Annotated in this window: 30 protein-coding genes; 24 read left to right on the top strand and 6 right to left on the bottom strand. The window is 67.8% G+C overall.

Going from position 1 to position 26,752, the window contains the following annotated elements; translation table 11 throughout:
• Nucleotides 1-13: 13 nt before the first annotated feature.
• The 3 genes from P3T34_RS00985 to P3T34_RS00975 all read left to right on the top strand — a co-directional run bounded on the left by P3T34_RS00985 (nucleotide 14) and on the right by P3T34_RS00975 (nucleotide 2,701).
• Nucleotides 14-427 carry a hypothetical protein gene (locus P3T34_RS00985; RefSeq protein ID WP_280664027.1) on the top strand — a complete coding sequence of 138 codons (414 nt, stop codon included), beginning with the start codon at nucleotides 14-16 and terminating at the stop codon, nucleotides 425-427.
• Between the two features lie 703 nt (nucleotides 428-1,130).
• Nucleotides 1,131-1,313 carry a helix-turn-helix domain-containing protein gene (locus P3T34_RS00980; protein ID WP_280664026.1) on the top strand — a complete coding sequence of 61 codons (183 nt, stop codon included), beginning with the start codon at nucleotides 1,131-1,133 and terminating at the stop codon, nucleotides 1,311-1,313.
• Between the two features lie 65 nt (nucleotides 1,314-1,378).
• Complete coding sequence (locus P3T34_RS00975) at nucleotides 1,379-2,701, top strand: site-specific integrase (protein WP_280664025.1); 1,323 nt, start codon at nucleotides 1,379-1,381, stop codon at nucleotides 2,699-2,701.
• Between the two features lie 420 nt (nucleotides 2,702-3,121).
• On the opposite strand, the gene P3T34_RS00970 is transcribed toward P3T34_RS00975, so the two are convergent.
• From P3T34_RS00970 to P3T34_RS00955, 4 genes are all read right to left on the bottom strand, one after another.
• The gene (locus tag P3T34_RS00970) at nucleotides 3,122-3,739 is read right to left on the bottom strand and encodes a hypothetical protein (RefSeq protein WP_280664024.1); all 618 of its coding nucleotides are present in this window, start codon (nucleotides 3,737-3,739) and stop codon (nucleotides 3,122-3,124) included.
• The gene (locus tag P3T34_RS00965) at nucleotides 3,736-4,965 is read right to left on the bottom strand and encodes an MAB_1171c family putative transporter (protein ID WP_280664023.1); all 1,230 of its coding nucleotides are present in this window, start codon (nucleotides 4,963-4,965) and stop codon (nucleotides 3,736-3,738) included. The genes P3T34_RS00970 and P3T34_RS00965 overlap by 4 nt, the downstream gene beginning before the upstream one ends.
• A 6-nt stretch (nucleotides 4,966-4,971) precedes the next feature.
• The gene (locus P3T34_RS00960) at nucleotides 4,972-5,550 is read right to left on the bottom strand and encodes a hypothetical protein (RefSeq protein WP_280664022.1); all 579 of its coding nucleotides are present in this window, start codon (nucleotides 5,548-5,550) and stop codon (nucleotides 4,972-4,974) included.
• 248 nt (nucleotides 5,551-5,798) lie between these two features.
• A complete protein-coding gene (locus tag P3T34_RS00955; RefSeq protein ID WP_280664021.1) occupies nucleotides 5,799-6,254 on the bottom strand; it encodes a transcriptional regulator in 456 nt (151 codons plus the stop codon).
• A 403-nt stretch (nucleotides 6,255-6,657) separates the two neighbouring features.
• On the opposite strand from P3T34_RS00955, the gene P3T34_RS00950 reads away from it, so the two are divergent.
• From P3T34_RS00950 to P3T34_RS00860, 19 genes are all read left to right on the top strand, one after another.
• On the top strand, nucleotides 6,658-7,299 hold the full coding sequence (locus P3T34_RS00950) for a WhiB family transcriptional regulator (protein ID WP_280664020.1): 642 nt from the start codon (nucleotides 6,658-6,660) through the stop codon (nucleotides 7,297-7,299).
• Between the two features lie 60 nt (nucleotides 7,300-7,359).
• Nucleotides 7,360-7,719 (top strand): hypothetical protein, encoded by a 360-nt coding sequence (locus tag P3T34_RS00945; protein ID WP_280664019.1) that lies wholly within the window; start codon nucleotides 7,360-7,362, stop codon nucleotides 7,717-7,719.
• 566 nt (nucleotides 7,720-8,285) lie between these two features.
• Nucleotides 8,286-8,582, top strand: coding sequence for a hypothetical protein (locus P3T34_RS00940; protein ID WP_280664018.1), 297 nt, complete (start codon nucleotides 8,286-8,288; stop codon nucleotides 8,580-8,582).
• Nucleotides 8,583-8,584: 2 nt separating this feature from the next.
• Entirely contained in the window at nucleotides 8,585-9,310 is a 726-nt protein-coding gene (locus tag P3T34_RS00935; RefSeq protein ID WP_280664017.1) for an ATP-binding protein, read from the top strand.
• A complete protein-coding gene (locus tag P3T34_RS00930; RefSeq protein ID WP_280664016.1) occupies nucleotides 9,310-9,657 on the top strand; it encodes a DUF4326 domain-containing protein in 348 nt (115 codons plus the stop codon). Before P3T34_RS00935 ends, P3T34_RS00930 begins: the two co-directional genes overlap by 1 nt.
• Nucleotides 9,654-10,073, top strand: coding sequence for a DUF6195 family protein (locus tag P3T34_RS00925; protein WP_280664015.1), 420 nt, complete (start codon nucleotides 9,654-9,656; stop codon nucleotides 10,071-10,073). Before P3T34_RS00930 ends, P3T34_RS00925 begins: the two co-directional genes overlap by 4 nt.
• Before the next feature lie 62 nt (nucleotides 10,074-10,135).
• Complete coding sequence (locus tag P3T34_RS00920; RefSeq protein WP_280664014.1) at nucleotides 10,136-11,302, top strand: DUF2637 domain-containing protein; 1,167 nt, start codon at nucleotides 10,136-10,138, stop codon at nucleotides 11,300-11,302.
• A gap of 84 nt (nucleotides 11,303-11,386) precedes the next feature.
• Entirely contained in the window at nucleotides 11,387-11,929 is a 543-nt protein-coding gene (locus tag P3T34_RS00915) for a hypothetical protein (protein WP_280664013.1), read from the top strand.
• 456 nt (nucleotides 11,930-12,385) lie between these two features.
• Entirely contained in the window at nucleotides 12,386-12,952 is a 567-nt protein-coding gene (locus P3T34_RS00910; RefSeq protein ID WP_280664012.1) for a hypothetical protein, read from the top strand.
• Nucleotides 12,953-12,961: 9 nt separating this feature from the next.
• Entirely contained in the window at nucleotides 12,962-13,966 is a 1,005-nt protein-coding gene (locus tag P3T34_RS00905) for a bifunctional lytic transglycosylase/C40 family peptidase (RefSeq protein ID WP_280664011.1), read from the top strand.
• A gap of 38 nt (nucleotides 13,967-14,004) precedes the next feature.
• Nucleotides 14,005-14,343, top strand: a complete 339-nt coding sequence (locus P3T34_RS00900) for a hypothetical protein (RefSeq protein ID WP_280664010.1) — start codon at nucleotides 14,005-14,007, stop codon at nucleotides 14,341-14,343.
• A 222-nt stretch (nucleotides 14,344-14,565) separates the two neighbouring features.
• Nucleotides 14,566-15,657 (top strand): hypothetical protein, encoded by a 1,092-nt coding sequence (locus tag P3T34_RS00895; RefSeq protein ID WP_280664009.1) that lies wholly within the window; start codon nucleotides 14,566-14,568, stop codon nucleotides 15,655-15,657.
• An 82-nt stretch (nucleotides 15,658-15,739) separates the two neighbouring features.
• Nucleotides 15,740-17,554 carry a hypothetical protein gene (locus P3T34_RS00890; RefSeq protein WP_280664008.1) on the top strand — a complete coding sequence of 605 codons (1,815 nt, stop codon included), beginning with the start codon at nucleotides 15,740-15,742 and terminating at the stop codon, nucleotides 17,552-17,554.
• A 3-nt stretch (nucleotides 17,555-17,557) separates the two neighbouring features.
• Complete coding sequence (locus P3T34_RS00885) at nucleotides 17,558-19,084, top strand: SCO6880 family protein (protein ID WP_280664007.1); 1,527 nt, start codon at nucleotides 17,558-17,560, stop codon at nucleotides 19,082-19,084.
• Nucleotides 19,081-20,517 (top strand): ATP/GTP-binding protein, encoded by a 1,437-nt coding sequence (locus P3T34_RS00880; protein ID WP_280664006.1) that lies wholly within the window; start codon nucleotides 19,081-19,083, stop codon nucleotides 20,515-20,517. Before P3T34_RS00885 ends, P3T34_RS00880 begins: the two co-directional genes overlap by 4 nt.
• Nucleotides 20,514-20,900: a DUF6238 family protein gene (locus P3T34_RS00875; RefSeq protein ID WP_280664005.1), complete on the top strand. Its 387-nt coding sequence runs from the start codon at nucleotides 20,514-20,516 to the stop codon at nucleotides 20,898-20,900. Before P3T34_RS00880 ends, P3T34_RS00875 begins: the two co-directional genes overlap by 4 nt.
• Nucleotides 20,900-21,163 (top strand): hypothetical protein, encoded by a 264-nt coding sequence (locus P3T34_RS00870; protein ID WP_280664004.1) that lies wholly within the window; start codon nucleotides 20,900-20,902, stop codon nucleotides 21,161-21,163. Before P3T34_RS00875 ends, P3T34_RS00870 begins: the two co-directional genes overlap by 1 nt.
• A gap of 30 nt (nucleotides 21,164-21,193) precedes the next feature.
• A complete protein-coding gene (locus tag P3T34_RS00865; protein ID WP_280664003.1) occupies nucleotides 21,194-22,636 on the top strand; it encodes a TraM recognition domain-containing protein in 1,443 nt (480 codons plus the stop codon).
• Nucleotides 22,633-23,133, top strand: a complete 501-nt coding sequence (locus P3T34_RS00860; protein WP_280664002.1) for a hypothetical protein — start codon at nucleotides 22,633-22,635, stop codon at nucleotides 23,131-23,133. Before P3T34_RS00865 ends, P3T34_RS00860 begins: the two co-directional genes overlap by 4 nt.
• Nucleotides 23,134-23,785: 652 nt before the next feature.
• Here P3T34_RS00860 and P3T34_RS00855 read toward each other — a convergent pair.
• The gene (locus P3T34_RS00855) at nucleotides 23,786-24,010 is read right to left on the bottom strand and encodes a DUF397 domain-containing protein (protein WP_280664001.1); all 225 of its coding nucleotides are present in this window, start codon (nucleotides 24,008-24,010) and stop codon (nucleotides 23,786-23,788) included.
• Nucleotides 24,007-24,858, bottom strand: a complete 852-nt coding sequence (locus tag P3T34_RS00850) for a helix-turn-helix transcriptional regulator (RefSeq protein ID WP_280664000.1) — start codon at nucleotides 24,856-24,858, stop codon at nucleotides 24,007-24,009. Before P3T34_RS00850 ends, P3T34_RS00855 begins: the two co-directional genes overlap by 4 nt.
• A gap of 362 nt (nucleotides 24,859-25,220) precedes the next feature.
• On the opposite strand from P3T34_RS00850, the gene P3T34_RS00845 reads away from it, so the two are divergent.
• Nucleotides 25,221-25,802 (top strand): ATP-binding protein, encoded by a 582-nt coding sequence (locus P3T34_RS00845; protein WP_280663999.1) that lies wholly within the window; start codon nucleotides 25,221-25,223, stop codon nucleotides 25,800-25,802.
• A 412-nt stretch (nucleotides 25,803-26,214) separates the two neighbouring features.
• A complete protein-coding gene (locus tag P3T34_RS00840) occupies nucleotides 26,215-26,721 on the top strand; it encodes a hypothetical protein (RefSeq protein WP_280663998.1) in 507 nt (168 codons plus the stop codon).
• The last annotated feature ends 31 nt before the right edge of the window (nucleotides 26,722-26,752 follow it).

The following is a 26,752-nucleotide window of genomic DNA, read 5'->3' as shown; positions in this document are numbered from 1 at the left end:
TCCAGCGGCTTCGGTGAGCGTGGCGGAAATTCGCCGGCGGGTTCGGGCTGTCGAAGCGGTTCAGGCACGTACGCGGGAGATTGCTGCGGCGAACGTCTTGGCCACGCGCGAAAGCGCGGTGAGGGCGGCCAAGGCGAAGGAAGAGGCGGACGTCGCAGCGCGAGAGGCTGCGGCGGCTGTCCTTCGATTGTTCGACAACGACGCCGAATTGGTCTCGGCATTGGTGGGCGTACCAGCGGAAGACCTGGAGCGCGAGGCGAAGCCTGTTACCGCTGCTCGGGCAAAGGAGGTCATCGAGGCGCTGCGTGACCATGCCCAGCGTCCGCGCTCCACCCACCGAGCCCGCAAGCCTCAGGCAGATGCATCGGCTTCATCACCCCCGGCCCCCGCCTCCACCCCGAATGGCGCCCTGGCCGATGACACCTGACAACGGTCTCGGGCCCGGTCTCTTCCCGCTCTCAGCGGTGTACAAGTTCAGGCCCGCTAGTACCGACGAGCAGCTGTCTCTCATCGGAGATCCAATACCCGTACGGATAAGTGCAGTTGAGTGGACTACTTGGCTGACCGATGTATCTGTTCGGACCCGCTACTGGGCGAAGGTCCACCGCACCTCACCAGTGGAGGACTGCTGGTTCTTCATCGGCGGAATCTCAAGCACTGGCCATGCCACCTTTCGAGCAGCCTCACGGCCCGGCAGGACGCGACGCGGCACAGTGCCAGGCCATTTGTACGGGTACCAACTCGCGCGCGGCGTCATTCCCCGACTCGGTTGGGGAGCGGGCAACTTGACCGTCTGCCACACCTGCGACAACCACTCCTGCCAGCAGCCGACGCACCTCCGGCTCGGCACGGCGGCCGAGAACCGGGCCGAATGGGTAGCCCGCCGGCGCGACCCGGGCAGCCCACTCGCAGATCTCCGTGGCCCGGCCGGACGCTCTCGCGCGGTAGGTGCCGCCATCCGCGCTGGCTTGGCGGTCGGTGAGCCTGAGGCGGAGATCGCCGTACGCGTTCGGGCAGCGATCGCCGAAGGGCGACCGCTGAGCCTCTGGTAACCGAACTCCCTGCATTCGCTTGTCGAATCTCCTTGAACATTTACCCCTAAAGCCCCCCGGCACGACCAAAGGCGCACAATGTCCGATTCGAAGTTGAAACTCGAAGCCGTCCTAGCAGAGATCGACATGTCCCGCTCCGCCTTCTATCGCATGACAGCCCGCGGCCAGGGCCCCAAGATCATGAAGCTCCCCAACAACCAGATTCGCATCCGCCGCAGCGACCTCGATGCCTGGTGGGCAGCACAGGAGGTTGCGGCCTGATGGCGACCTCCTATCGGGTCAAGTTCTGGGACCACCGCCACCGACCGGGGCGAAAGTCACCCTGGATGGTGCGCTGGACCGTGGCCACTGGCGAGTTCTCGGAGTCCTATCTGACGAAAACTCAGGCCGATGGGCGCAAAGCCCAGTTGGTGACGGCAGCAGCCAGCCACGAGCCGTTCGACACCGAGACCGGCCTACCGCTCTCCGAACTCCGCAAGCTCAAGGAGGACGAGAAGGCCGTCACCTGGTACCAGCACGGCCGGAACTACGTCGAGGCCCGATGGGACGGCGCCCCGGCCAAAACGCGGACCACCTGGGCCGATGCCCTGGCGACCGTCACGTTCGAGCTGGTCAAGAGCAAGGCGGGCATGCCGGACAAGCATGTCCTCCGTCGCGCGCTCTACTCCTGGGGCTTCAACGTGAACCGGTGGGACGAGGAGCCGCCGGCCGAGGTGGCGAAGGCACTCGCATGGGTCGCGCGGAACTCGCTGGACGTCTCCGAGCTGGAGGAAGCCAAGGTGGCACGAAGGATGCTCGCCGCGCTGTCCGTGAAGCTCGACGGGACCAAGGCCGCTGCGTCCACGATCCGGCGGAAGCGGGCGATCCTCGGGCACGTCATCGGCCTGGCCATTGAGGACGGCCTACTGGCGGCTAATCCGCTGTCGGCGGTCCAGTGGCAGGCTCCGCAGATCGAGGAGGAGGTAAACCCCGAGTACGTGATGAACCCGGAGCAGGTCACCGCCATGCTGGCCGCGATCGGCAGTCAGGGCCGTCGGGGACCTCGGCTAGTGGCGTTCTTCGCGTGCATCTACTACGCCGGGATGCGGCCCGGTGAAGTCGTCCACCTGCGCAAGGACCGCTGCGTGCTGCCGGAAACGGGCTGGGGCCGGCTCAACCTCAACGGGAACAGCCCTCGCGTGGGGTCGAGCTGGACCGACACCGGGGCCACCCACGACCCCAGGGCACTGAAGCACCGCTCAGAGAAGGCCGTCCGACCGGTGCCCATCCCGCCGGAGCTGGTGCGGCTGCTGCGCGAGCACATCGAGCAGTACGGCACCGCGCCCGACGGCCGCCTGTTCCGCACCCTCCGCAACGGGATGGTCCAGGAGAGCGGCTACGGCGTCGTCTGGTCCACAGCCCGCGCTGAAGTCCTCAGCGTGGAGGAACAGGCCACGCCACTGGCGAAGCGTCCCTACGACGGTCGGCACGCGGGCATCTCGCTGTGGCTGGCGTCCGGGGTGGCCCCGGCGGAGTGCGCTCGGCGGGCTGGCCACAGCATCGCCGTCCTGCTCCGGGTCTACGCCAAGTGCATCCACGGTGACGAGGACCACGCCAACCGTCTGATCACTGAGCGACTGAGTCGCCGGTCGGTGCCCGACGGATCGTGATCTTTGGTCCGCGCCTGGTCCGTAAACGCTGGTCAGGACTGGTAGCTGGGCGGAACAAGGTGGGACAAACCTCGCAAAACACCACCCTGACATCAAGGCTTGTTCAGCTCAAACAAGAAGGCCCCTGACCTACGTTTTCGCAGGTCAGGGGCCTTCTTTTATCCTGTGGCTGGTGTAGGGTTCGAACCTACGTAGGCATAGCCGGCAGATTTACAGGCCGTCGCGTAAACATGGCCTGACCTGCTGAAACCTGATCCGACACCAGCCTTGGTCCGTGGCTGGTCCGGATCAAGCAAGTGCGTCCGCAATGAGCCGCATGGAGTCCTCACCACGACGGCCCCGGAGATAGGCCCCGAGGGTGCGGCCGGAGACGGCGGTCACGAGGCCCTCAGCCGGTGAGCGCAGACCCGTGGGCCCTCGCTATCGAAGAAGGACGAACGTCAGGGCAGCAGTGCCGCCCAGAGCCGTGCCAGCAAGGATCTGCGCGATCGTGTGGGCCTTGAGGATGATCCGGGACCAGCCGATGGCGATGGCGCCGAGTACGGCGGGAAGCGCCCAGGGGCCGAAGACCAGCAGAAGGATCATGACGGTCCCGCCCGCCACGGAGTTGTGGATCGAGATCTGCCAGCGGATGGTGACCAGCAGCGAGGAGACGAGTCCGACGAGCATGGCGACCACGAGTGCAGAGACGTCGGACGGGGCGTTCAGGACGTAGAGCAGGGTGATGCCGACGACTACCGAGATGAGGCTGAGGGCCATCGGGATGACCCGCTGGCGCCGAACCCGGATGTGCTTGTCGGTGAGTTCTCCGCGCTTGACGCCAAGCAGCACGATGCTGATGGGGATCACGCCGCAGAAGAGCGCGGCCAGGAGTCCCCAGCCGACGCCTGCCCAGGAGTGGGTGCTGTGCCAGCCGACGAGCAGCAAGAGGACGATGACCAGGTTGGCAGGAGCGAGGACATCCGTGATGATCTTGGCGGTCTTCTGGGCCGGGGTGCAGTCCGAGAAGGCGGGCGGTGCGGGCGGTGAGAAGGTCACGGTGTAGCTCCTGATGGGGCGGAACGGGCGGTGCTAAGCCGCTCGACGTGCTGTCGGGCGAAGGTCACAGCGAGGTCTGAGAAGTAGGCGTCGGACAGGTCTAGGAGGAGGCGGGCCTCGGTGTCGAGGTCGCTGCCGGCCTGGGCAGGTGCCTCCGGGCTTCCTGCGCGGGCGAGTCCGGCGGTGTGGGCCTCGCGGGAAGCCCGCAGCCAGCAGGCGTCAGCAGCGGTGGTGGCCGCAGGGCCTACGAGTCCAGCGTCCTCGACGTGGTCCGCTGCCCGAAGCCGAACGGACATCGGCGCACTGCCGTTCAGGATGAGGATGGCGTCGCGGATCTCGATGGTGCGCCGGTACAGACGGCCGCGGGCGTCACGGACGTCGAGGGCGTCGTGCACCCTGTGCCGCTTGCGGCCGTATCGGATCTGAGGGGCAGCCTCGCTGAGGTGGTCCCACAGTCGGTAGAGCTTGGTCAGATCGCGGTGCTGAAGGACGGCAGTCCGCACCTTGGGGTAGGTCGGCATGGTGCTCCCGGCGCAGATCAGCAGCAGCGGCACGAGGGCCAGGAGACCGTTCAGCGCAGCGTCCGCTGCCGCTGGCACCGGGTGCACGTCGAACCGGGCAAAGAACAGCATCGAGGCGCGGTGCACCGTGTAGAGGATGCCGATACTCGTACCGAGGCAGATCAGGCCAAGACCCCGGCGGAGGAGCGCCGGACCTGGCCTTCGAGACCACTGCCACGAGAGCCGCGAGGCGGTCAGCATGGCCCACCCGAAGTACGTGGTCCAGACCAGGACGTACGCCAGCACCAAGGGGTCGTCTGGGTAGGCGGTCAGCAGGTCAACGGCCTCGTGCGGACGCTCGGCCATCACGAACAACGTGATCATCACCGCCAGCGTCACCACAGGGACCACGACCCCAACGCGCATCAGTCGCACCCCGGTTGCAGCAGCCGGCCGGGAGCTGGCCATTGCAGCAGCCAGGAAGTGTAGGACGAATGCCGCAGCGCTGACTGCCGCAGCGTGCTTGAACAGCGCGGAGAGGCTGTTGACCCCGATAGTCGTGTCCAGCCACCGGGCGGCCGGATCTGAGGAGAAGCACATCTCCAAGCCGAGCACGAAGAAGGCCGCCCACAAGGGACGCTTTTCCTTGTTCCGCCAGGCTCCCGGCGCCCGCCAGACCGTGATGGCCCACAGGGCTGCGCAGACGCTCAGATTGATTACGATCATGGTCGTCTACTCGGTCAGGGCGTTCAAGAGGTGGCTCGACAGAGGGTCGGTTGGGCGCTTGGCTGCCTCTTCTGACTGGCGAATCCGCCGGGCAAGCACGCCTGCGAGTCCTTCGGCATCCTTTTCGTCGGCGTGCGTGTAGCTCGTGCGACCGAGAAGACTGACGATGCGATTGATCGGGAAGCCGGCCCACTCCTCGACGGAGAGGACTTCTGCAAGACTGCGTCGCCGGTCGGAGGACTCGACCGGCACCTCGTGTTCTTCCGTAGGCAGGCACGAGTGCCCGAGCAGCATGTGGCACAGCTCGTGAAGGATGATGTGGGAGCGATGCAGCGGGCTCGTCGCGTTTTCCACGAAGATGTGGTCGGCATTCTCCAGGGCGATCCAGGCGCCGCACGGCAGCTTGTTGGACGCGCCCTTGTGCTCTATCGCGTGGATGTGAATAGGTCGCCCACGCCTCGAAGCTATGCTTTGGCACAGCTTCTCGATGGTGAACGGGACCGGTATATCTAGGGTGGCTGCGATAGCAGAGAAATCGCCGCTTGCTCCGCTACCCTGGCCGCCCTGTCTGCGCCAGTTACGCATGATCCTTTTCCCGTTCTGAACTTTCCTTCCGCTCCCCCGGATTCAAGCCAAGAGCTTAGGTGAACGGCAGATGCGTCAAATGTGACCCGCGCAACTTCCGAACCGGGAGACTGCGGAGCGTTATGTTCGACTCGCGCAGCTACGGGCTGGATCAACGCCCGGACGATGGTTCATCACTTACGGTAATGAACCATGTGATCGAAACGTGATCTGACTACAGATCAGATGGCCTGGCGATAGTCAAAGACTTAACCATCGGATTCCTTATTGTTGTCGAGACCTTCCAGGGAGCGGGCCCGCTCGATGAATCCTGCGAGGGTCGACAGGGTCTCCGGAGACAGGCCGTCAGCCCGCAGGGCGAGATTCTGAACGGCCTTGTCCTTGATAAGTCGCTCCAAGTCCTGCCGGCCCACCGGCGAATCGCTCTCAGCCGGGGCGGCGGCGGGCTCCTCGTCGTCAATGAAGTAGCTCGCTCGCACCTTGAAGACCGCCGCTAGCGCCTTGACAGTCGAGGTGGTCGGGTTGTCCTTCGTGCCGGCGCGGAGCTTCTGGATCAAGCTGGCGCTGATGCTCCCGCCCTCGTCTCCAGACTCGGCAGCCCAGGCCGCAGTGAGGTCGGCCACCTCCTGGTTCGTGAACTTCCTCCCGGCTGGGCTCGGGACGGTCGCGAAGAGGTGGTTCAGTCTGTGCTTGAAGACTCCCAAGGCGATGCTCCATAGATGCGGCGATGTACACACTCTAGTGCGCCGCCGGCACCCCTAGGGGAGTCGGGTGCACTTTAGTCTCCCCATCACGCGTACTTTGGTGTACGTTACTTCCAACAGCAGGACGCACCAAAGTCCGTCTCTGCTGGTCAGGCGGGGTGTGGACGGGGGCGGAAGTGCGCCCCGAACCGCCCCGTGGATTCTGCTCCCGGCCTAGACGTGGGGCGCGAGAGGGGGGTCGATGCCGTAACGACGGCCAGAAATGAGACCGGCGTCCTGGAGCTACCAACTCCTGGACGCCGGGGCAGCGCACCCGAAGGGCGCCGATTCACTACTACGCGGGCAGCGGGACATCTTTGGCGAGAGGCCGCTGCACGCGCTCCTAGCAACCATGGAGTATCGCATGCTTGCCATGCCCGGGGGAACCTCATCCCAAGTAGCTGGCCACAGCCAGCAGCGGCCCACCGTATCTCACCTTGCCCAATCGGCTTTGCAGGGCGACTGGAACCCACTTGTCGGGGAATCCAGGAAGGCCAGTGGGAAACACTGGGCCGAAGACGCCAAATGCGATGGCCAGGACACCGAAATCTTCTTTCCTACCGGGGACGGACCACAGGAAGACCCGGTGGAGACCGCGAAACGCCTGCGCCTTGCTCTGGTCAAGCCGCTGAATCTGTGCGCATCGTGCCCGCTGGCGACAGCCGCCCGATGCCTGGTCGAGTCCTTGCGGGATAACGAAGAGTTCGGAATTCGAGGCGGCCTCCTGGCCTCGGAGCGTTCGGCCCTGCGCACGAGTTGGCAGCAGCGCGTGAACGAGTCCGCTGTCCGGCGAGCGCTACAGGGTTCGACCGCGACGCTGAGCAAGGCTGAGCGGGACGAGGTGGTTGCCCGGTTCGCGGAGGACCTGTCGATGGACCCTGGCGCTGTCGCAAGGGGGCTCGGGGTCACGCACGACTACCTGTTGAAGCTCGCGCGCACCCATCGCCAGAAGCACCGGCCGGAGCAGGCCGCGCCGATGCCGATGCACAGCACCGATGCCGCCTAATCGGTGGCGAGGAAACGATTCTTCCCCGCAATGAAGCCCTTGCGGTCCGGGAGCCTCACCATGTCTCAAGACGAACTCACAGCCTCAACGCACAAGAGCCTCGGGCAGGCGCTTCGGAAAATAGCACCCACTGCGGTTCTGGTCCGGATTTACCCGGAGCATCGGGCCGACACCTACTTCTTCGAGCCGGACTTCCACCGCCTTGTCCGCGACCGTCAAGCGGAGGAGGGAGCGGTCCGCCTAATCCGAAGCTATTTCGGCGACCAAGCCGACTGGCGGGTCGCCCACGACTTCTACCTTCCGGCCGGGGAACTCTATCTCACCCCGGAACCGCATCAGAACGGGTATATCCCGGAAGACGATGAGTCATTCGGCCTCGCACCGGCACGGCGCATAGCGATATTCGACGGGAACTTCTGATGAGTGAAATAGCCACGGACCTGGTGTGGTCAGAGTCCAAGTCGTGCAGGGGATCACGGCTCGTCCTGCTCGCGCTCGCCCGTGAGGCCGACGAGAAGGGTCGTGCATCCCTGACCCTGGAAGAGATCTCCCGGCTTACCGGGCTCACGGTCCGCTCGATATCGACGTGCCTCGGAGATCTGGCGTCGCTCGGCGAACTCAGCCGCGAGCGCGGCGGGGGCGCCTCCAACCCCAACAGTTACTCGATCCTCCTCATTGACCAGGCTGCCGGCACTCCGGCCGTTCCGAGCACAGAACTTCCTACTTCGCCCCCGGAGATGCCGCAACCCGGAACAAGGTTCCCGGAAGCATCTTCCCGGAAGACCTCTCCGACGGCCCCAAGGTGGAAGTCTCTGCATGGCGAGTCGGAAGTTTCGTCATCGCATACGCGTGGTGGTAATACTCCCTACGGGAGTATTACCACCACCAAAAAGCAAGCTAGCTTTCCTGGTTCAAATCTCCGAGAATCTCCGGCCGGACAGAACTCGGTCGACGTCCCAGCAGGCGCCAAAGAGCTGGTAACAGCGATGACGGGTGCCGGAATGATCGTCGGCTGGCGACTGACCGAAGCGGAATGGGACCGGGTAACAGCTCTTGCGGCCCGCTGGGGCCACGGCAGGCTGGTCGAGATGGTCGCCCGGCGCTGGAACGCCGACCGCCCGCCGCTGTCCGCCCGCTACCTGCTTCGCATCTGGGCGGACCTCCCGGCGCAGGCCCCGGAAGCAACGGCTCAGACCAACGTCGTCCCGCTGCGACGGCAGCCCGGGACCTGGGTTCCGTTCCAGAACACCGCCCAACCCAGCGCCTACCAGAACGGATTCTGATCATGGCCCAGCCAGAGCGCGTGGCCAGCGCCGCATCCCTGCGGGCCATGGAACGAATTCTCGCCGCGAGAGGGCTACAGGTCGTGCCGGGAGACATCGGCGACACCTCGCCGGAGGAGAGCCCGGGCGACCAGCAGTGGCACCACCGCGCCCGCGCCGAGTACGCGCTGAGCCGCTGGAGCGCGGCGACGCCGCCCCGGTATCGCGACGCCGACGCGACCCTTCCGGAGGTCACCGCCTGGGCCGATCGCGCGCTCATCGACAACGCCGCCGCCGGTGCACTGCTCCTCACCGGCCAGACCGGGACTGGCAAGACCCACGAAGCTTTCGGCGCACTGCGGCGGATCGCGGCCGGCGGCCCAGACCGGTTCGAGGTGATCACCGTGAACAGCGCCGACATGTACGGCAGGCTGCGGCCCTCCCAGGTCATGGGCGCGGCGGAGCGTGAGCTGCGACGGCTGAGCGAAGTGCAGTACCTGCTGCTGGACGACCTCGGCACCGCGAAGGCTTCGGAGTGGGTCGAAGAGGTGACGTACAGGCTCGTCAACTACAGGTACAACCACTGCTTGCCGACCGTCATCACCTCGAACCTTCCCGCCCGGGACGAGAACGGGCCGGACCTGACCGACTTCGTCGGAGCCCGGGTGGCAAGTCGGCTTGCCGAGATGGTGACCAGCCTCGTGCCGATGATCGGCGCTGACCGTCGGCGCGGCGGGAGGGCGGCCTGATGCCCGTTCGTCTCTGCGGAGCGGCCCCAGACGCCGCCGGGCTGTCCACAGCCTGTGTGTATGTCGGGCCGCGCAGCAAGTACGCGAACCCGTTCACGGCAGGGGAGCGCGGCCCATCGCTGGTCGGAGCGCCGATGGACGCGGCGGAGGTGGTGGACCTCTTCGCAGCCATGCTGCGGGGTCCGGTAGGTCACTGCTACGCCGACCGCTTCGCCCATGCACTTCGCGGCCGGGACCTCATGTGCACCTGCCCTCTGGATGCGCCGTGCCACGCGGACGTCCTCCTTCGACTCGCCAACGACAGCAACACAATCTCCACCTGCTACTTCCTGGAAGGCTCCCGATGAACCACCCGATCATGGTCGCTGCGGCCGAACACCTCACGGTCGGCGAGAAGCGGCGCACTGCCGCTCGGGAAGACGCCTTCCGCGCCTGGGGCCCAAGGTCCATCGAGGCGGCGGCGCGGTACGCACGCCAGCTCCTCGGCGACGAGGCAACCTCGCTCGGCTGGGAGACCATTGGCCTCCTGTCCTTCGAGGAACACCTCCAGGCGTTCGCCTCGCTCGACACCGTCGGCGGCCAGCAGTTGGAGCTCTACTACTCCGACCACGGCGGCACCGAGCGCATCACGCTGCGGGTGTCGTGCACCAGCTGCCCCAGCCAGCACCTGCACGAGGTGGCATCCCTGGAACAGCTCGGACAGCTGCTCTCCCAGACTCCGGCCTGGCCGTTCATCGCCCCGCGCGACGGAGGCAACCTCTGATGTCGCACGTACACATAGAGCAGACGGACGCAGAGCCGCGGAACGCGGTCTCCCTGCAAGGCATGACCGGCTGGGACCGCGCGGCGGTCACCCTGCTCGGCGCGGCCGGCTTCGCGTTCTCTTACGACGCGCTCAGGCAGATCGCCATCGCGATCCACGCACGGGAGAGCCTGAGCTACCTATTCCCCGTGTTCATCGACGGCTTCATCGCGTACGGCGTCCGGGCGATCCTCCTCCTTCGCCACCGGCCGTTCTTCGCGCGGCTGTACACCTGGTTCCTCTTCCTCTCGGCGACCGCAGCGAGCCTGGGCGCGAACGCCCTACACGCGATCACGCTGAATCGCGGTCCGCAGTCCGCGCAGTCCCCGCTGCACCTCACAGACACCGTCGTCGCGGTGCTGTCGATGCTCGCGCCGCTGGCGCTGGCGGGCTCCGTGCACCTGTACATCCTGATGGCGCGGACCGCCGAATTGTCCGTCCCGGACCGCACGGAGGGTGGTCCCGGACTGGTCCGCCAAGACGCTCCGCCACCCGCCAGCACCACGACAACGCCGGAGTCTCACCCGGCGGAGGCCGCGTCGACGACCGAGACAACCGGCGTCGCAGCCCCACCGTCCCCGGCAGTCAGCGCCACTCGTACGACCGTTGACCTGCGGAAAAGCGGCAGCTATCAGCACAGCGAGCCTGCCCCGGACGGTTCAGGCGTGCGCCCGTCCGCAGCGGCGGGCCCTGCGGGCGAGGAGCAGGACCAGGTGGACAACCTCGCCACCGCCCCTGCGGACCGCGAGGCGCTACCTCAGTCTGCGGGTGCGGCCGAAGCGCCGGTCTCGGAGGCGGTCCGCGTCCGCACGGACGGCGAGGAGCTGCCCGTCCCGAACGGCGCCTGGGCCCCACAGGACCGGGAGGCGCTGCCGCCTCTGGCTGCGGCCGAGGCGCCGGCGCCGGAGGCGGTCCGCACCCACGCGGACGACGAAGAGCCGTCCGTCCCGGACGACGTCGAACTCCCGCAGGATCGGGAGGCCGACGACGAGTGGCTTCACGACCTGCTGCCGGTCGCGCGGGCCGCTTCCCGCCAGGCGGGACGGATCAGCCGTGACGCGATCCAGGAAGCGGTCCGCGCTCGGCTGCCGATCAGCAATGACCGCCTTGGCATCCTGCTGGCCCGGCTGAAGGACGAAGAGGACCGGCGCGCGGAAGCCCCCGCCGGTGCCTCCAGCACCATCTGGTGATCTCATCTCATTGGTGCCACGCGGTCGCTGCGGCCTCCCACCGCAGCGACCGCGCACAACCCTGTTGACCAGGAAGGAAAGACCATGTGGCGACGCCGGCAGAACCAGGCCGAGGACGCCGTCCGTCCCGATGGCGTGCAAGCAGCGTCCGCGCTCGCGCTTCACCTCCAGAACGGCGGCCCGTTGACGCCGGTCCCGATGGCGGACTTCCCTCTGGCTGAGGGTGAGGTCGCCCTTGCGGACGTGTGGTGTTCGGCCGCCCGGTTCTACGGGACCGAGGTCGAGCACCGACGCTCGACCGGGTACTTCGAGACCCACCCGACGTTCGGCCAGCAGTGGGTAGCCAACCCTCTCGACGCCCGGCGGCGCCGAGAGGCGGAGGCTGCCGCCGAGCCGCAGTGGCGCGACCACACACCGGCCCGGCTGGTCTTGACCTCCGCCGGAGTGCGACTCAGGCCGTCCGGTTCGCCGGACTGGCTGCCGTTCGACCACTCCCTCCTGACGGCCGTCACGACAGGCCCCGCCGAACTCGTACTCTCCTACGCCGTGTGCGCCCCGGTGCTCATCACCGGCCCCGCAGCCGCCTGGCTCGGTGTAGCGATCGAGCACCTTCGCCAAACCGCGTGAAATAGCCTTTCGCGGAAGAAGCCGGAACCTAATTCCAGGAATTAGGTTCCGGCTTTTTTGCTGATTCGAGTTGTCCGCGGACCTCTGCGAGGATTTGGGCACGGCCAACGCCACAAGGCAGATCCGGCCAAATGGAGCCTTCTTGCCTGGGCTCACCTTTTCCGAGAAGGGGATGATTGCCTTGATATGAGTGATTGCGTCATCCGCATGCCCGCCCCTTTTTAACCATGCCATGAGCTGAGGGAACATGGGGCTCGGCATCGGGGCCGAACGAAGGCCCGAATTCTCTGGCGAAGCGCCGGTAAAGACCGCAGAGGAATTCTCTCCCTCCGCGAAGGGGGCTGCGGCCCCCTCTCTTTGGGGCCGCAACCCCCGATCTCTCGAAATCCCCTTTCGCACCAAGGTTGTGGTTCCCGCATGCCTCGATCCATCCGTTTCATACGCATATCAGCCACTATGGGCGGCGTCGGGGCCCTGGCCGTACTCACGGCCGGCTGCTCCAGCTCGCCGACGAGCCCTTCCAGCGCCGCGACCGCGCAGCCGCACTCGGTGTCGGCGAACAGCACCGAGTCGAACGCTCCCGCTGTCGCAGCAGGCCCGGCCGCGACTCCGGGCACAGCTCTGCCGGGGGACGCCGAGGTGACAGCACGGGCGTTCACCACGGCCTACGTCGAGCACGATGCTCGCGACGGCAAGGACGGCTCCTACGCCGATGCTGGCGGCCGGGCAGCCAAGTTCGCGGCCGGTGAGCTGGTGGACATCCTGAGCCAGAAGCGGCCGAGCCAGGATGCCGCGTGGGCCAAGCTGCGCGCCGAACAGGCCGTCCAGACGGTCGAGATCACCTCTGCCGCAATTCCGGACGGCGCTCCGGGCCCGACGCAGACCTCCGCTCTGATTCGCGTGAACTACACCCTCACCACCACCCCGCAATCCGGGCCGGAACAGCGCAGCAGCGAACAGCTCGCCCTCCGTCTGGGGCAGACCTCCCAGGGCTGGCGCGTCACCGCGCTGCCCTGGGCGTGACGAGGCTCGATGAACAAGGGCGCACAAGCAGGCGTGGGATTCGTCGCGGCGCTGACCGTCTCGGGGATCACACTGCTGACCACGTTCGGCGGGGCCGACACCGCCTCCGCCAAGGAGACCGGCCCAGGCGGTGGCATCGCCACCGACGCTCCCGTTCCCGGCTGGGTCCGCGACCTCGTCAATAAGCACGCTGGCGAGTGCCCGCAGGTCACGGCATCGCTCCTGGCGGCCCAGCTCTACACCGAGTCCAGCTTCGACCCCAAGGCCGTGTCGCCGGTTGGAGCAGAAGGCATCGCGCAGTTCATGCCATCCACCTGGGCCCAGTACGGCGCGGACGGGGACGGCGACGGAGTCAAGGATGTCTTCAACCCGGCCGACGCCGTCGCGGCGCAAGCCAAGTACGACTGCGTCCTTGCCAACGAAGTCAAGGGCGTGCCAGGGGATCCCACGGAGAACATGCTCGCGGCGTACAACGCGGGCAGTGGTGCCGTGATCAAGTTTGGCGGCATTCCCCCGTACGCCGAGACCCGGGACTACGTGAAGAACATCCGGGACCTGGCCGCGAAGTGGGCGGACGCCATCCAGCCGGGCGTCCCTGGCAGTGACGGCGCCGCTCGGGCGGTGGCCGCAGCGAAGACGGCCTTGGGGACCTGGTACCAGTGGGGCGGCAACTGCGTCTCGCCGTACGCGGGTTCGGACGGCTGCGACTGCTCCTCACTCACCAAGATGGCCTGGGCCTCGGCCGGCGTGAACCTCCCCCGAACGACCTACGACCAGGTCAATTCCGGCACAGCCGTGGCCAGCGTCTCTCAACTCGCCCCGGGTGACCTGCTGTTCACCCCAGGATCGGACGGCAGCGCTGCGGCTCCTGGGCATGTCGCTATGTACATCGGCGACGGCCAGGTCATCGAGGCGCCGCACACGGGAGCGGTCGTACGGATCACTCCGCTCGCCCAGTGGACCGGCTCTGCGGGCCCGATCAACACCATCGTCGCAATGCGGCATATCAGCTAAATCACCGCAAATAACTCTTAACGGACTAAGGATCTGAAATGCACACTCTGCTGTCTGCTGCGACCGACCCCTCCCTGCACACCTTGCTCGCTGGAGGTGCTGACATCGTATCCGGGGTGACCCCGGACTGGGGCCCGTTCTCGAAGCTCGGCGGTACGGCCAAGGTGATCCTCGGCGTGCTTGCCGCTGTTGTTCTCGTCATCGGCGCCGGGGCGTTCCTCGCGGGTGTAGGCAAGAGCAAGGGCTGGTTCGGCGAGGGCCACAGCACGATGGAAAGCTCGCGCGGCAAGGGCATGATGGTCGGCGGCCTGACCGTCGTCTTCCTCGTCGCCAGCTTCGGCACCATCTTCGGCATCACGTACGGCATGGGTGTGTGACCCATGGCCTCCCGATCCGTAAGGCGAAACGATTCTTCTGCGGCGGCCGGACCGCCTCGGCCGTCCGCGAGGCTCTGGAGCGTCGCCGCCGGTGGGGCCGCAGCCGTCACCGTCGCCGGGGTGATCGTCAGCCTCGCGACTGGCTCCCCCTCCGCACCCTCTGCCTCGGCCGCGTCAGCCGCCCGACCGACCTTGCGGGCGAGCGCGGAGCGCGGTCAGACGGTGAGCGGCGTGCCGGTGGGCTACCCGCACACCCAGGACGGCGCGAAGGCAGCAGCGGCGAACTACACCGTGGTCAGCGGAAGCGCCGACTTCCTCGCGAACCCGTACGACCGGGACCGGGCCGTGTCGGCCATGGCTGCTCAGGGCACCGCCGACGCGGCGGAGAAGAAGGCCGACCTGTCCGCCGCTCAAGCCATCGGAGCGCTACAGGGCGACAACCCCACGTTTTCCGTCGAACAGGCCATCGCCCGCACCGGAGTTCTGTCCGCCCGGGTCCTGGGATACGACGACCGGGGGGCCATGGTCCGGTTGTGGACGACGACGGTCCGCGGAAGCGCGGCCGGGCACGCGACGCCGAGCGTTGGGTACCAGTCGGTGACGGTCACTCTGGTCTGGGAGTCCAACGACTGGAAGCTCCGCGACAGTTCGACCACTTCGGGGTTGTTCGCCCCGATCGACGTGCGGCAGGCGTCCAACGTCCCTGGCGACTTCGTCAACTACGTGCCGGCCGCTGCGGGAGATCCCGTCGTGACCGGCGCCACCGGGCAGGGCGGTTTCCCCGCACCGTACGAGAGGAGCGAGCAGGGGGCCCGCGCTGCTGCTGTCAGTGCGGTCATGCTCTACGGCGACCCGCGGTTCTTCACCGATGCCGACTGGCGGCACCGGATGCTGGCGGCAACGGCTGCACCGAGCGTGCTGGCCTCGGTCACCTCGGACGCGGACTCGACGGCCCGGCTGGTCTCGGCCAACCGAGGGGTCGGTACGGACGGCAAGACGGCCGACGGCAGCGAACTGATCACGCGGACGGCGGCCCTGGCAGCCCGCACCATCTCCTGCTCCGACCAGGCCGCGAGCATCGAACTGTGGACGGCGTCGGTCGGCGGGGTCGCGGGCAAGGACGAGACCCAGCGCCCGCAGATCGCCTTCCTCCGGATGACCGTGGATCTGGCCTGGGTCGACGGCACGTGGAAGACGACGGCCGTCACGCCGTCGGGGCCGCTCGTGCCGTCCCCGCCTGTCATGCAGGAGGCGGACTCCGCCGACAGCTTCGCGGACGTGGGGGGTGCCAGCAATGCGCCTGCGACTGCGTGACGATGCCCCCGGCCTGCTGAGGCTCGAACGGAGCGCTCCCAGCCGCTGGCGGCGCCGGCTCCAGACGATCGCTATGGTCAATATGGCCATCGGGTTCTTCTTCATCCCGGCCGCGAACGCGGACTCCATCTTCTGCTACATCCCGCTCGTCTGCGAGACGAAGGCCGCGATCGACTTCGTCAAGGACCCGCTGGGGTTCCTGCTCCAGAAGCTGACCGAGGCCAACATCTGGTTCCTCCAGCAGATGCTGGATCTGATCCAGAACACGACAAAGCTCGACCTCACCTCAGCCGGCTTCCTGCAGCAGTACGCGATCATCTTTGCGGCCAGCAGCCTGCTGACCGTCGCGCTCTGGTTGATCGCCGTCGCCAAGCGAGCTATCCGCGGGGTACCAGTGACCACAGCGGTCTCCGAGGCAGTCGGCTTCCTGCTCCTCCAGTTCGTAGTCAATGCGATGACGCCAGGCGCGCTTGCGCTGCTGATGAAGGCCATCGACGAAGTCACGGCCATCTTCGAGCCCTACGCGACATCGAACTTCAAGCCGTTCCTGGCGAACCTCCTCACGGCGATGGCGTCGAACCCCACGGAGGGCGTGGGGCAGCTACTGGTCGTCAACCTCATCATGATGCTCGGCGCGCTGCTGATGTGGATCGAGTTGCTGATCCGCAGCGCTGCAATCTACGTAGCCGTCGCGCTCGGCCCGCTCGTGAACGCGGGGCTCGTTGACCGTGACCTGTGGGGCAAGAGCAAGAAGTGGTTCGGCGGCATCTTCGCCATCGGCCTGAGCAAGCCAGTGCTCTTCGCTCTGCTCGGCCTCGGCGGGGCGGTCCTCAGCGACACCTCGGGCAGCATGTCCGACGTGGTCTCCAAGACGCTGGTTGGGGCGCTGATCCTCCTGCTTGCCGTCTTCGCAAGCGCCACGCTCTACAGGTGGGTGCCCGCCTTCGGCGACGAGATGGCCCAGCTCCACCACGATCGGAAGGCCGCCCAGTCCTCGGGGCCGGCAGCCGCGATCGACGGGCCCGGCCAACACGCCAACCGGGCGATCAACTCCCGGGTGCAGGACGCCGTGGTCGGCGGCGGGAAGTCCGCAGGCGCCAAGGCGGCCGGAGCCAAGATGGGCGGCGGAACCGCTGCTGCTGGCGGACCGGTCGCCGTTGGGGCGGCCGTGGCCAAGGCCGGCCTGGACATGGCGAAGAACAAGGCCACCAGCTCGCCGGGAATGCAGGGACCTGGCGCCGCGAATAACGACAGCTCGGCCCAGACCCCGGGTCAGCAGGAGTCCGGAGCCCCGGACGCTCCGGCCACGGCCAACCCGGAGGGAACGACCTCCAACCCAGTCGTCGGCTCAGCCCCGGACTGGTCCTCGGCCAACGACCACGCCACTTCCGGCGCTCCGGCCACGGCCAACCCGGAGGGAACGACCTCCAACCCAGTCGTCGGCTCAGCCCCGGACTGGTCCTCGGCCAACGACCACGCCACTTCCGGCGCTCCGGCCACGGCCAACCCGGAGGGAACGACCTCCAACCCAGTCGTCGGCTCAGCCCCGGACCGGCCCTTGGCCAACAGCACCGCCGCGCCCGCTCGTCCCGCCGCCACCGGCTCGACACCCAGCACCGCCGCGCCTGCCCGTCCCGCCGCCACCGGCTCGACACCCAGCACCGCCGCGCCTGCCCGTCCCGCCGCCACCGGCTCGACGCCCAGCACCGCACGGCCGATCTCGCCGCCGGCTCCCGCCGCGGCGGCACCGTCTCCGATGCCGCGTCCCGTGGCGCCTTCCTCACCTCCCCCGTCAAGCACCACCTCGGGGACCGGTCCCTCCGTCACACCCACGCCACCGGCGCGGCCGACAGGCGGCCAGACATCCGGTCGACCGACCCCCCGCAAGGACCAGTGACACATGTCGACTCGTACGTATCAGTTCGGAAAGCACCGCCCCACCGGGCTGGTTGGCCGCCGCAACCTCGGCGAACAGGTCGTCCTCGGCGCCGGTGCCGGAACCGGCATCCTTCTCGGCCTCCTCTTCAACAAGGTGACGGCCCTCGCGGCGACGGGCCTCGTCCTGCCGATCCTGCTCGCCCTGGTCATCGTGTACGCGCCGTACCGGCCGAAGGGCACGTCCCAGCGGCGGACCCTCTACCGCTGGTGGCGGATCAACCGCTACCACCGCAAGGCACTTGCCCGTACAGGCGGCGTCTGGGTGTCACCTGCCATCGAGGAGGGCGTGCGCCGCGACGGCACGCCGCCGGATGCCGCCCTGGCGGAGCCCGAGGGCATCGCGGGCATGACGTGGGTTCCGGTCACGGTCCGCGGGCAGAAGGCCGTCGTCGTTCTCCAGCCGGAGGCCGGCTGTGTCACGGCCGCGCTGGAGGTCGCCTCACCCGGTCTCGGTGGCAAGGACGTAGCTGAGCAGGTTGTCGCGCTGGAGCGCTGGGGTGAGCTGCTGGATGCCTTCGGCAACGTTGAGGAGCACCCGGTGAAGCGTGTTCAGGTCCTCGCCCGGCAGATGAAGTCTGACCCGTACGCCCACCAGCGGTTCGTCTCGCAGCGCGACGAGTCGGCAGCGACGGCCAACGCCCCGCAGTGGCTCAAGGACTCGTACGACGTGCTGGCCAACGCGGTGTCGACCAGCGCCGAGGAGCACCGGTACTACATCACCATCCACGCGAAGTTCACCCGGGACCTGGCCGCCGAGGGCTCCACCCGCGGATCGGGTGACGACGGGGTGGCCGCTGCGATGGCCGCGTACCTGGAAGAGCTGTGGTCCCGCGCGGAGGACGCCGACCTGTCCGTGGTGGCGCCTCTGGACGAGGGCCGGCTGACGGCCTTCATCCGCAACTCGTACGACCCTGACCACGCCATCTGGGACACCGAAATCCAGCAGGCCCACGCCTTCCCCCGCAACGTCGACGTCCGCCACGGAGCGCACGTGGCCACCCGCGCCGCAGGCTCCACCACCAGCTGGTTCCACGCCACGGCCGCCGTGGTCTCCTGGCCCACCACGCCAGTCGGCCCGGACTTCCTCTCGCCCCTGCTGATCGGGATGCCCGATGTGATCCGCACCATCTCCATCACGCAGCAGCTCGAACCGAACGACAAGGCCGTGGAGCGGATGCTCGCGGAGGACACAAACAACCAGGCGGAGATGAACCGGGACCGCCAGCGCGGCAAGAACATCGATCCTCGCGACCAGATCGCCGCGAGTGCCACCGGCTCGCGCGGCATGGCCCTGGCCTCCTCGGGTGCGGCCGGCGCCGCTGTCGTCGGCTACATCACGATCTCCGCCCGGAGCGCCGAAGAGCTGGAGCGCACCAAGCGGACGACCGCTTCCCGTGCCCGCAACGCTCACCTGCGGATCGAATGGCTCGACCTCGAACACGCCCGTGCCTTCGCCACGACCCTGCCCTTCGCCGGAGGCATCAAGTGACTGACCTGCTCGACTTCTCCCCCCTCTCCCCGATGTACGAGACGGTCCGCCGACCGCTATACACGGAGACGACCACCAGCCAGGCCCTGTATCTGCCTGTCGCACCGCCGACCCTGGGCAGCGCGGGCGCGATCATCGGCCGTGAGCTCTACTCCGGGAAGGCGTTCATCTACTGCCCTTTCAGCGCGTTCGGCGACGGCCTCCCCGGCGGGAACATGATCGTGATGGGCGACACGGGGCGGGGGAAGTCCGCGTTCGCCAAGACCTACGCCGCCCGGCAGATCCGCCTCGGACGGCAAGTGGTCATCCTCGACACGAAGGAACAGAAGGAGCGCGAGGAAGGCGAGTGGGCCGCGCTCGGCCGCTCGCTGACCGGCAAGTCCCCGGTGAAGTTCAGCCCCGGCGGCGGGCCGGGCGCCTCCTGCATCAACCCGATGGACCCCGCCATCGCGGGCAAGCGGCAGGTCGAGCTGGTCCGGACGATCGTTGAACTCGGCCTCGGTAGGCCGCTGGACGAGTTCGCCGGCTCCGCCTTGCGCATCGCGATCCGGCGAGCCCACCAGCGGGCCGGTGACCTGGACCGAATCCCGGTCCTGGCCGACGTTGCCGCAGCGCTCCGGGCGCCGGAGGAGTCCGACGCTTCGGCCAAGCAGCGGACGCGGGACGAACTCCTCGGTGACGGCCTGGAAGCGTCCTACGTCCTGGACCGGCTGTGCGGGAGCGAGGATGACACGACCGGCGACCTGACCGGGATGCTCGACGGACCCACCAGCCTCGGTGTGGACCTCAACGCCGACATGATCGTCTTCGACCTGACGAAAGTCCCGTCGGGCGGCGTCGCCATGACCATCCTCGTCGCGGTGGTCGCCGTGTTTTTGGAAGAGGTCTGGCTGCGACCGCTGTGCGAGTGCGGGGCGGAGCCGAGTCGGCACCAACGCGTGGTGGTCGACGCCGGCTCCGGTGCCTGGGAGCTCGGGCCGAACCCCGGGTCGGGATGCCGCCGCTACACCCAGCGCAAGCGCATCCTCATCTGCGAAGAGGCGTGGCACATCCTTGGAGTTCCCCAACTCGCCGCGCTGCTGGAGAAGTTCTTGAAGTTCGCCCGCGGTTACGGGCTGAGCTTTGTCGGGCTCGTCCACCACCTGTCCGACATCGACGACAGCCCGGAGACCCAAGCCGCGCTGAAGATGGCCGACACCATCGTGATCTACAGCCAGAAGAAGGCTGAGGCGGAAGCGACGGTGGCCCGGCTGGGCCTGCCGTCCTGGACAGCGGATCACATCACGCGCCTGCGCCGCGGGATCGCGCTGTGGGTGGTCGGAGAGGTCATCTACCCAGCCGTCCAACACCTCCTGGTCGAAGCCGAGCAGCACCTCTGCTTCTCCTCCGGTTCGATGACCGACTTCACCAGCACCCACCCGGACGCCGCATGAACGCCCAACGGCACCTCGCCGCCGTCGACCAGGTCCGCACAGACTCGGAGCACGCCTCCCCCATGACCAGCCCCACCGTCGAGACCACGCCCCTCGCCGACGAACGCGCAGTACGGCAGGAGATCGACCAGTTGCACGCCGACGCGCTCGAACTGGCCCGGCGCACGAAGGCGCTCGCCACAGTCCTCGACCACGGCGAGTACTCAGCCGCCGGTGGCCGTGTCCGCACCGCCGTCACCCACATCTGGCGGGCAGCGGAAGACCTCCACCAGGCGTTCCACACCGCCCCACCGCGCTGCGCCGGACCCGACACCGCGCTGTCCCGGCTCTGCGGCCGGCGCATGCGCTACCTCGCCGTCCGTGCTGCCCGGCAGGCCGCGTAGTGGACTTCCTGCCGAACGGAACGTCGCTGGCCCTGTACGCCGTAGCCACCGTGTGTGCGGTAGCCCTGGCCACTGTCTGGCTGGTGACGAACCGGGCCCGGCGAAACGCCGGGTTCGCCGACAAGGGACAGCTCAAGCGCCAGCTGTCGGCCGCAGCGGTCCTCAAGGCGACCGAGATCCGTCCCTCCCTCATCCGCGGTGAGGAACGCCCGAGTCACACGGCGGCGGTGAGCCTCGCGGAGAAGCGTTCCGCCATCTCATGACCCGCCCCTCCCCCTGTTCCGGAGCACGTCATGCGCCACCAGCACCTTGATCCACACGACTTCGGCTACTCGCTGGGGACCTCGCAACGCCCGAAAGGCATCGAGCTGTGGTCCCGCGCCGACAAGGCATGCCGAGTCATCGGCCCCATGGGCAGCGGAAAGACCACGCGCTTCTTCGCCCCGACCATCCGCAAGTGGGCTGGCCCAGTGCTCGCCACCTCGACCAAGCCGGACCTGGTCGAACTCACCCTCGACGCACGACGCCGCGACGGGCGACCGGTCATGGTCTTCGACCCGCAGAGCATCGCCCCCTCTCTCCCGAAGTTCCGGTGGACGCCGATCACGGGCGCCGCCGAGACAGAGATCGCGATGATGAGGGCCAAAGCGTTCGTCGCCGGCTCCCGGACTCCCGGGGGCGCTGCGCAGTCCAGCGAGGGCGCCGCTTTCTACAAGGGCCAAGCGGCCAAGATCCTCGCCGCGTACCTCCACGCCGCAGCTCTCGACGGAGCCAGCCTGGATTGGGTGCTCAAGTGGGCACGCAAGCTGACCGACCCCGCGCCGGTCGGCATCCTCAACGCCCACCCCGGCGCCGGCCCCGGGTGGGCGGACATGCTCCGGACCGCCACCTCGGGCGACAGCCGCACCGTCGGCAACACCGCCTCGACCCTCGATGCAGCCCTTGAACCCCTCATGCACGAGTCGGTGATGCGTGCTCTGCAAGGGGACGGAGACCCGACGGACTTCACCGAGTTCCTTGACTCGGAGGGCACGATCTACCTGCTCGGCAAGGACTCGGAGGTGAACAGCGTCGCTCCGCTGACCACGGCGATCACGGAGGACCTGCTCGACATCGCTGAGGCTCACGCCATCGCGTCTCCGGCCGGGCGGCTCGACCCAGCCCTCCTGGCCGCGCTGGACGAGGCGCCGAACATCGCACCGATCCCCTCCCTGCGCCAGCGCGTTGCTGACGGCCGGGGCCGGGGCATCACCGTGATCTACGGCCTCCAGGGCTGGGCTTCGGCCCGCGCCCGATTCGGCGAGGACACAGCGAACGAGCTGGCGAGCTTCACCAACCACGTCATCGTCTTCGGCGGAGCCAAGGACCCCGCCTTCCTCAAGGACATGTCCGACCTGTGCGGTCAGGTCGAACGGGAGCGCACCACGAAGACCACTAGCGGCGGGGACCGCGGCAGCCACTCGACCGCAACGCACATGGCTCTGGAGCCTGTCCTGCGCGGCGACGAGATCAGGTCGCTGCCCGAGGGCCACGCCCTGGTGCTCGCGGACAACCTCCCGCCAGTGATCACCCGCCTTGACGGGATGTGGACCTGGGACTCGTGGCCGGAGATCGAGGGCCACGTCCGCGAACTGCGGGCCGCGAACGAGGAAGAGCGACTTCGACAGGCCAAGTCGAGGAAGCAGCAGGCCAAGGCTCACGCCGCCGCCTGGGCTGTCCAGGGGGCTGCTGCATGACGAACCCGCTCTCGCTGTTCAAGCCCTTCCCCGAGCCGCCCGCACTGATCTTGGACTACATCGCGGAGCGGAGCGCGGAGGAGTCCGTGGTCGACGGCCCCCCACCGTGGGACCTGGGAGCCCTCCCGGCTGAGCTGGCCAAGCCGATGCCCGCGTGGCTGAACTCGGTGTGCCGCTGGCTGAACCAGACGTACGCCTGGCAACCACAGGACGTCATCCCACCCTGCTGGGAGAAGCACGAGGGCCTGGGGTACGAGATCGCGGCCCTGGCCTTCGCCCGGGGCGACGCCTACGCAGACCCCGGCTCCACCGTCGTCTGGCACGAGCAGTACGACCGGTTCCTGACCCGGATGACCAAGGCTCTGGGCAAAGCCGGCGACGAGTGCCGTGTCGGGCGGCACGAGGACCGCCCCGCACGATTCCAGATCGCGGCGTGGGGCGACGAACCTGCCGCTGTCGCGGTTGACCTAACAGCAACCGCCGGAGGCCCCGAATGATGATGCCGCACCCTCACGTCGTCTTCGACCTTGACCCGAGTCACGGCCTGGTGGCACGGAGCGGCTGGGAGCAAGAGGAGGCTCGGACTGTCCTCCGCGACGTCGGATGGGAGTGGCAGGAGGAGCTGCATGCTCTGGTCCCGCCGGCCGACACACCGGACGTTGACGCCGGGGTCCAAGCGGTCGAGCAGCTACACCTGCACGGCTACCTGGCGGGATACTCAGTGGGGCGATTTGGTGCCATGCGGCTCACCCTGGACCGCGCCGAGCAGGTGTTCACGAGAGCCGGAGTGCAGCAGAGCTCAGGGCCACAACCAGAAGGGACGCCCTCGATCGCGCCTCAGGATACGGCGAGACCGCAGAAACTGGCATACCGCGGCGCGACCGATCCGGTGAACACCGTCTCACCAGAAACACCAGTCTCACCACTGCTCTAGGTGCGCTAACACGACGAGACGTACAAGGTCATCCGTAGCGCCATGTCGTAGCCGATGCGTACGATCGACAACCGCGCGCCTGCGGCCCTGACACCCTACGGAGGTGTCAGGGCCGCAGGCGCGCGGTTGGGATCGGGGTGGCCCACCCACCCTACGGAGGGAGACGGGCCACCGAGCCTGGCCGGCCGGCACGCTACGGAAGTGCCGGAACTAGGTCAGACCGCTACGGGCGCCAGGGTGCCGGAGCCAACAGCCTGGGCAAACGCCGTCCATGCTTGGGGCTGGTGCCGGTGGGCCGGGCCGGTCGGATTCTTGAGGTCGGAGACGATCACCTCCCCGGCGATTCCGGCGGCCCCCACGCAGTCAGCGCTTTCGTTGCTGTAGGACGACTTCCGCAGTGCGACGCCGAGTTCGGCAGTATTCGGGTAGTAGTTGCTCACTTGATCTGGTCTCTCTTTTCGGTGATGAATGCGAGCGACTTGTCCAGAGGCAGGGCCTCGGCTGTGATCTTTTGGAAAGTCGCGTGGAACTCCTCTACCGATTCCCGATCCTCGATCCACAGTTCGGTCTTCTGGGCCGTGACCAGGGCGATGTCAAGCGCGGGCCGGTAGGGGAAACCGAGGATGGTCAATGCACCGTTCATTCCGGGATTCAGCGCGCAATCCGCAGGCATGATCTGGATATTGACGTTGGGGCGGCGGGTGGCCTGTATCAACTGCTCCAGCTGGGCTCGCATGATCCCCGGACCTCCACCCTTGACGCTCAGGGCCGCCTCGTGGATCACCGCCCAGACCTCCGGCGGCTTCGGTCGCGTCAGGACGGATTGGCGGGCCATCCGTACGTCGACTTTCGCCTCGGCTTCGTCCTCCGAGAACCCACCCAGCTCGGTGAAGATTGCGCGCGAGTAGTCGGGGGTTTGGAACAACCCCGGGATGAACGACGGCTGGTAGGTCTTTACCGCTGATGCCTCGGCTTCCAGGGACGCCAGGTTGACGGTCTGGTCGTTCACGGCGCCGGCGTAGCTGACCCACCAGCCCTGCTTGGCGGCGTTCTTGGCGACGTCAAGGAGGCCGGCCTTGAGGTCAGCGCTGACCTTAAGGAATTCGAGGAGTTCTGCAACGTCGTCGACCTTGACGGCACCCTTCGCGGTTTCCGCTCGGCTGATCTTGTAGACGCTCCAGTTCGGCAGCGCCTTGGCCACGTCTTCAGGCGAGAGGCTGAGCGCCTCGCGGAGGCGGCGCAGCTCCCCTCCCAGCTGGATGCGCCTCACGGTCTGCTGGAATGCCACCCCTTGCCCCTCCTATGTCGATCGTCAGCACAGTGTGCCTCCCCGCAGGGAGTGCGCGCTACCGGCTCCGAGTGGCATATGACTCGACATTGCGTGCGACTCTGCAAGCTTGCACAGTTGGTAGAAGTGGTTGCGTAGATCTGCACTAGGGTCCATGCTGTGCGTAGCGAACTGCACGCAATGAGTTGGTAGTTGCGAAGGCAGTTCGCCAGCATTGCCAGCTTCAAGTGATCTTGATTGATCGTCAGATGACCAGGTCAGGATGCCCTCGGCCCGGCCCTGACGAGCGCGACCACAACGGCCGCTTCCCCGGAAACACCCCCCAATGCCGTCCGTAGCGGCACGCCCCCGGAGGAACTGTCATGCCCCTGGTTGAGTTCGTAACTGCCGCTTCCCCCGAGGTAGTTGGGAAGATCCGGCGGAAGTTCGTGCCGCAGATTAAGGCCGCCCTCGGCCTCACCGACAGCGAGGCCGAGGACCTGGCGCTGATGGCCTCCGAGCTGCTGACCAACGGCTGGCTCCACGGCTGCGGCAAGAAGAAGGGGCAGCTCGGCTTCCGGGCGCACCAGACGGAGGAAGGGCGGCTGCGGGTGGAGGTGACGGACCCGGCCGTCCCGAGGGTTCCGGCGACGCGGACGCAGCGCAGAAGGGGCGGGTACGACGGCGGCCGGGGGCTGCTCATCATCACCAAGCTCGCGGTGAATCACGGAAGCAGGCGCGACCGGAAGGCCGGCACCCGGATCAGCTGGTTCGAGATGGAGGTCGCCTCCATTAAGCCGGTCGAGAAGGAGGAGACCACCGTGACTGCCAGCACGGCCAAGGCTGCACCGGGTTCGGCACCCACCGCCGCGTCGCCTCACAGCGCCGCGCTCGCCAGCCGCATCCGGCACGCCCGCCCGGCCCCGGTCGTCGGCACCATCGGCCCCAGGTCGATAGCCGCCTAAGACTCCGGCGGCACCCCTGCGCTACGGGCAGGGGGCCGCCGGGCACCACCCCGCCCTTCCCGATCCCGTGGGGGCGGGCCCCGGCACCTTCGCCTCCGGCAACGCTCCGGCCCCTTCCGTGAAATCGGGCTGACGGAGGGGGGTGAGGTGCCAGCGGGTCGCACAACGGCGTGCGACCCGAGCACAGACCGCCGGTCTCGCAACCAGATGGACAGCGAACGCGGGTCCGGCGGGCACCCAGGCGCCTCGCTCAGCGCTCCTTGACCGGGGCGGCGCAGGTGCCGGGGTGGGTGGCCGAACCGGTGCGGCCACCCACCTCACGGGGGACGGCGCCGGGGACGTACGGATGGGAGGAGCGGGGAAGATGGCCCAGGCCAGAGCCGCGAGCGCGAGCAGCCCGACACAAAGGCTCGTGAGGCGCGGCGCTCCCCCGCCGTACGTCCTCGGTGCCCACTGGCTCGCCCGCGCCAACCGCGACCACAAGGCGGTGCTGCTCGGCTGGACCCGCAACGAGCTGGTCGACATCCGACTGGGCGTGCGATTCAACGCGGTGCGCGTCACCAACCACCGCCTCGGCACCGCCGCCCTCGGCCAGTTGCAGCAAGTCGCAGACGCGGTCGGGCCGGTCGGCCCCGTCATCTTCAACGACGCCCTGCGGTGCGTGGAGTTCCTGATCCCCTACTCCTCCACCGCCCTGTGGGACATGAACGAGACGCAGTTCCTCCGCGGCAACGAGAACGTCAAGCACACCCCCGTCCTGCGCTGCCCGCCGCCGGGCAAGGGCCCGGTGAAGGGGCGCCGCTGGCTGATCGAGCCGGACGGAACCGGCACCCTCACCCACCCTCATAACCTCGCCGCTGCCCTCCGTGCCGGCCGCCGCATACTGCACGGCCGAGGCAGACCCAGCCTGGCCGCCTAGAGCGAGACTCACCGCGCCGGCCACCCGAGGC

The sequence above is a fragment of the Kitasatospora sp. MAP12-44 genome (assembly GCF_029892095.1).
Taxonomy (GTDB): Bacteria; Actinomycetota; Actinomycetes; order Streptomycetales; family Streptomycetaceae; genus Kitasatospora.
This window is presented reverse-complemented; position numbering and strand designations above follow the sequence as displayed.

What these genes read in the sequence shown, in the direction of transcription:
- P3T34_RS00905 (WP_280664011.1), top strand. Translation starts at nt 12,962, where the DNA reads ATGAACAAGGGCGCACAAGCAGGCGTGGGATTCGTCGCGGCGCTGACC.
- P3T34_RS00960 (WP_280664022.1), bottom strand. Translation starts at nt 5,550, where the DNA reads ATGCGTAACTGGCGCAGACAGGGCGGCCAGGGTAGCGGAGCAAGCGGC.
- P3T34_RS00900 (WP_280664010.1), top strand. Translation starts at nt 14,005, where the DNA reads ATGCACACTCTGCTGTCTGCTGCGACCGACCCCTCCCTGCACACCTTG.
- P3T34_RS00860 (WP_280664002.1), top strand. Translation starts at nt 22,633, where the DNA reads ATGACGAACCCGCTCTCGCTGTTCAAGCCCTTCCCCGAGCCGCCCGCA.
- P3T34_RS00885 (WP_280664007.1), top strand. Translation starts at nt 17,558, where the DNA reads ATGTCGACTCGTACGTATCAGTTCGGAAAGCACCGCCCCACCGGGCTG.
- P3T34_RS00975 (WP_280664025.1), top strand. Translation starts at nt 1,379, where the DNA reads ATGGTGCGCTGGACCGTGGCCACTGGCGAGTTCTCGGAGTCCTATCTG.
- P3T34_RS00845 (WP_280663999.1), top strand. Translation starts at nt 25,221, where the DNA reads ATGCCCCTGGTTGAGTTCGTAACTGCCGCTTCCCCCGAGGTAGTTGGG.
- P3T34_RS00865 (WP_280664003.1), top strand. Translation starts at nt 21,194, where the DNA reads ATGCGCCACCAGCACCTTGATCCACACGACTTCGGCTACTCGCTGGGG.
- P3T34_RS00930 (WP_280664016.1), top strand. Translation starts at nt 9,310, where the DNA reads ATGCCCGTTCGTCTCTGCGGAGCGGCCCCAGACGCCGCCGGGCTGTCC.
- P3T34_RS00950 (WP_280664020.1), top strand. Translation starts at nt 6,658, where the DNA reads ATGCTTGCCATGCCCGGGGGAACCTCATCCCAAGTAGCTGGCCACAGC.
- P3T34_RS00920 (WP_280664014.1), top strand. Translation starts at nt 10,136, where the DNA reads ATGACCGGCTGGGACCGCGCGGCGGTCACCCTGCTCGGCGCGGCCGGC.
- P3T34_RS00915 (WP_280664013.1), top strand. Translation starts at nt 11,387, where the DNA reads ATGTGGCGACGCCGGCAGAACCAGGCCGAGGACGCCGTCCGTCCCGAT.
- P3T34_RS00935 (WP_280664017.1), top strand. Translation starts at nt 8,585, where the DNA reads ATGGCCCAGCCAGAGCGCGTGGCCAGCGCCGCATCCCTGCGGGCCATG.
- P3T34_RS00945 (WP_280664019.1), top strand. Translation starts at nt 7,360, where the DNA reads ATGTCTCAAGACGAACTCACAGCCTCAACGCACAAGAGCCTCGGGCAG.
- P3T34_RS00890 (WP_280664008.1), top strand. Translation starts at nt 15,740, where the DNA reads ATGGCCATCGGGTTCTTCTTCATCCCGGCCGCGAACGCGGACTCCATC.
- P3T34_RS00875 (WP_280664005.1), top strand. Translation starts at nt 20,514, where the DNA reads ATGAACGCCCAACGGCACCTCGCCGCCGTCGACCAGGTCCGCACAGAC.
- P3T34_RS00940 (WP_280664018.1), top strand. Translation starts at nt 8,286, where the DNA reads ATGACGGGTGCCGGAATGATCGTCGGCTGGCGACTGACCGAAGCGGAA.
- P3T34_RS00965 (WP_280664023.1), bottom strand. Translation starts at nt 4,965, where the DNA reads ATGATCGTAATCAATCTGAGCGTCTGCGCAGCCCTGTGGGCCATCACG.
- P3T34_RS00910 (WP_280664012.1), top strand. Translation starts at nt 12,386, where the DNA reads ATGGGCGGCGTCGGGGCCCTGGCCGTACTCACGGCCGGCTGCTCCAGC.
- P3T34_RS00925 (WP_280664015.1), top strand. Translation starts at nt 9,654, where the DNA reads ATGAACCACCCGATCATGGTCGCTGCGGCCGAACACCTCACGGTCGGC.
- P3T34_RS00980 (WP_280664026.1), top strand. Translation starts at nt 1,131, where the DNA reads ATGTCCGATTCGAAGTTGAAACTCGAAGCCGTCCTAGCAGAGATCGAC.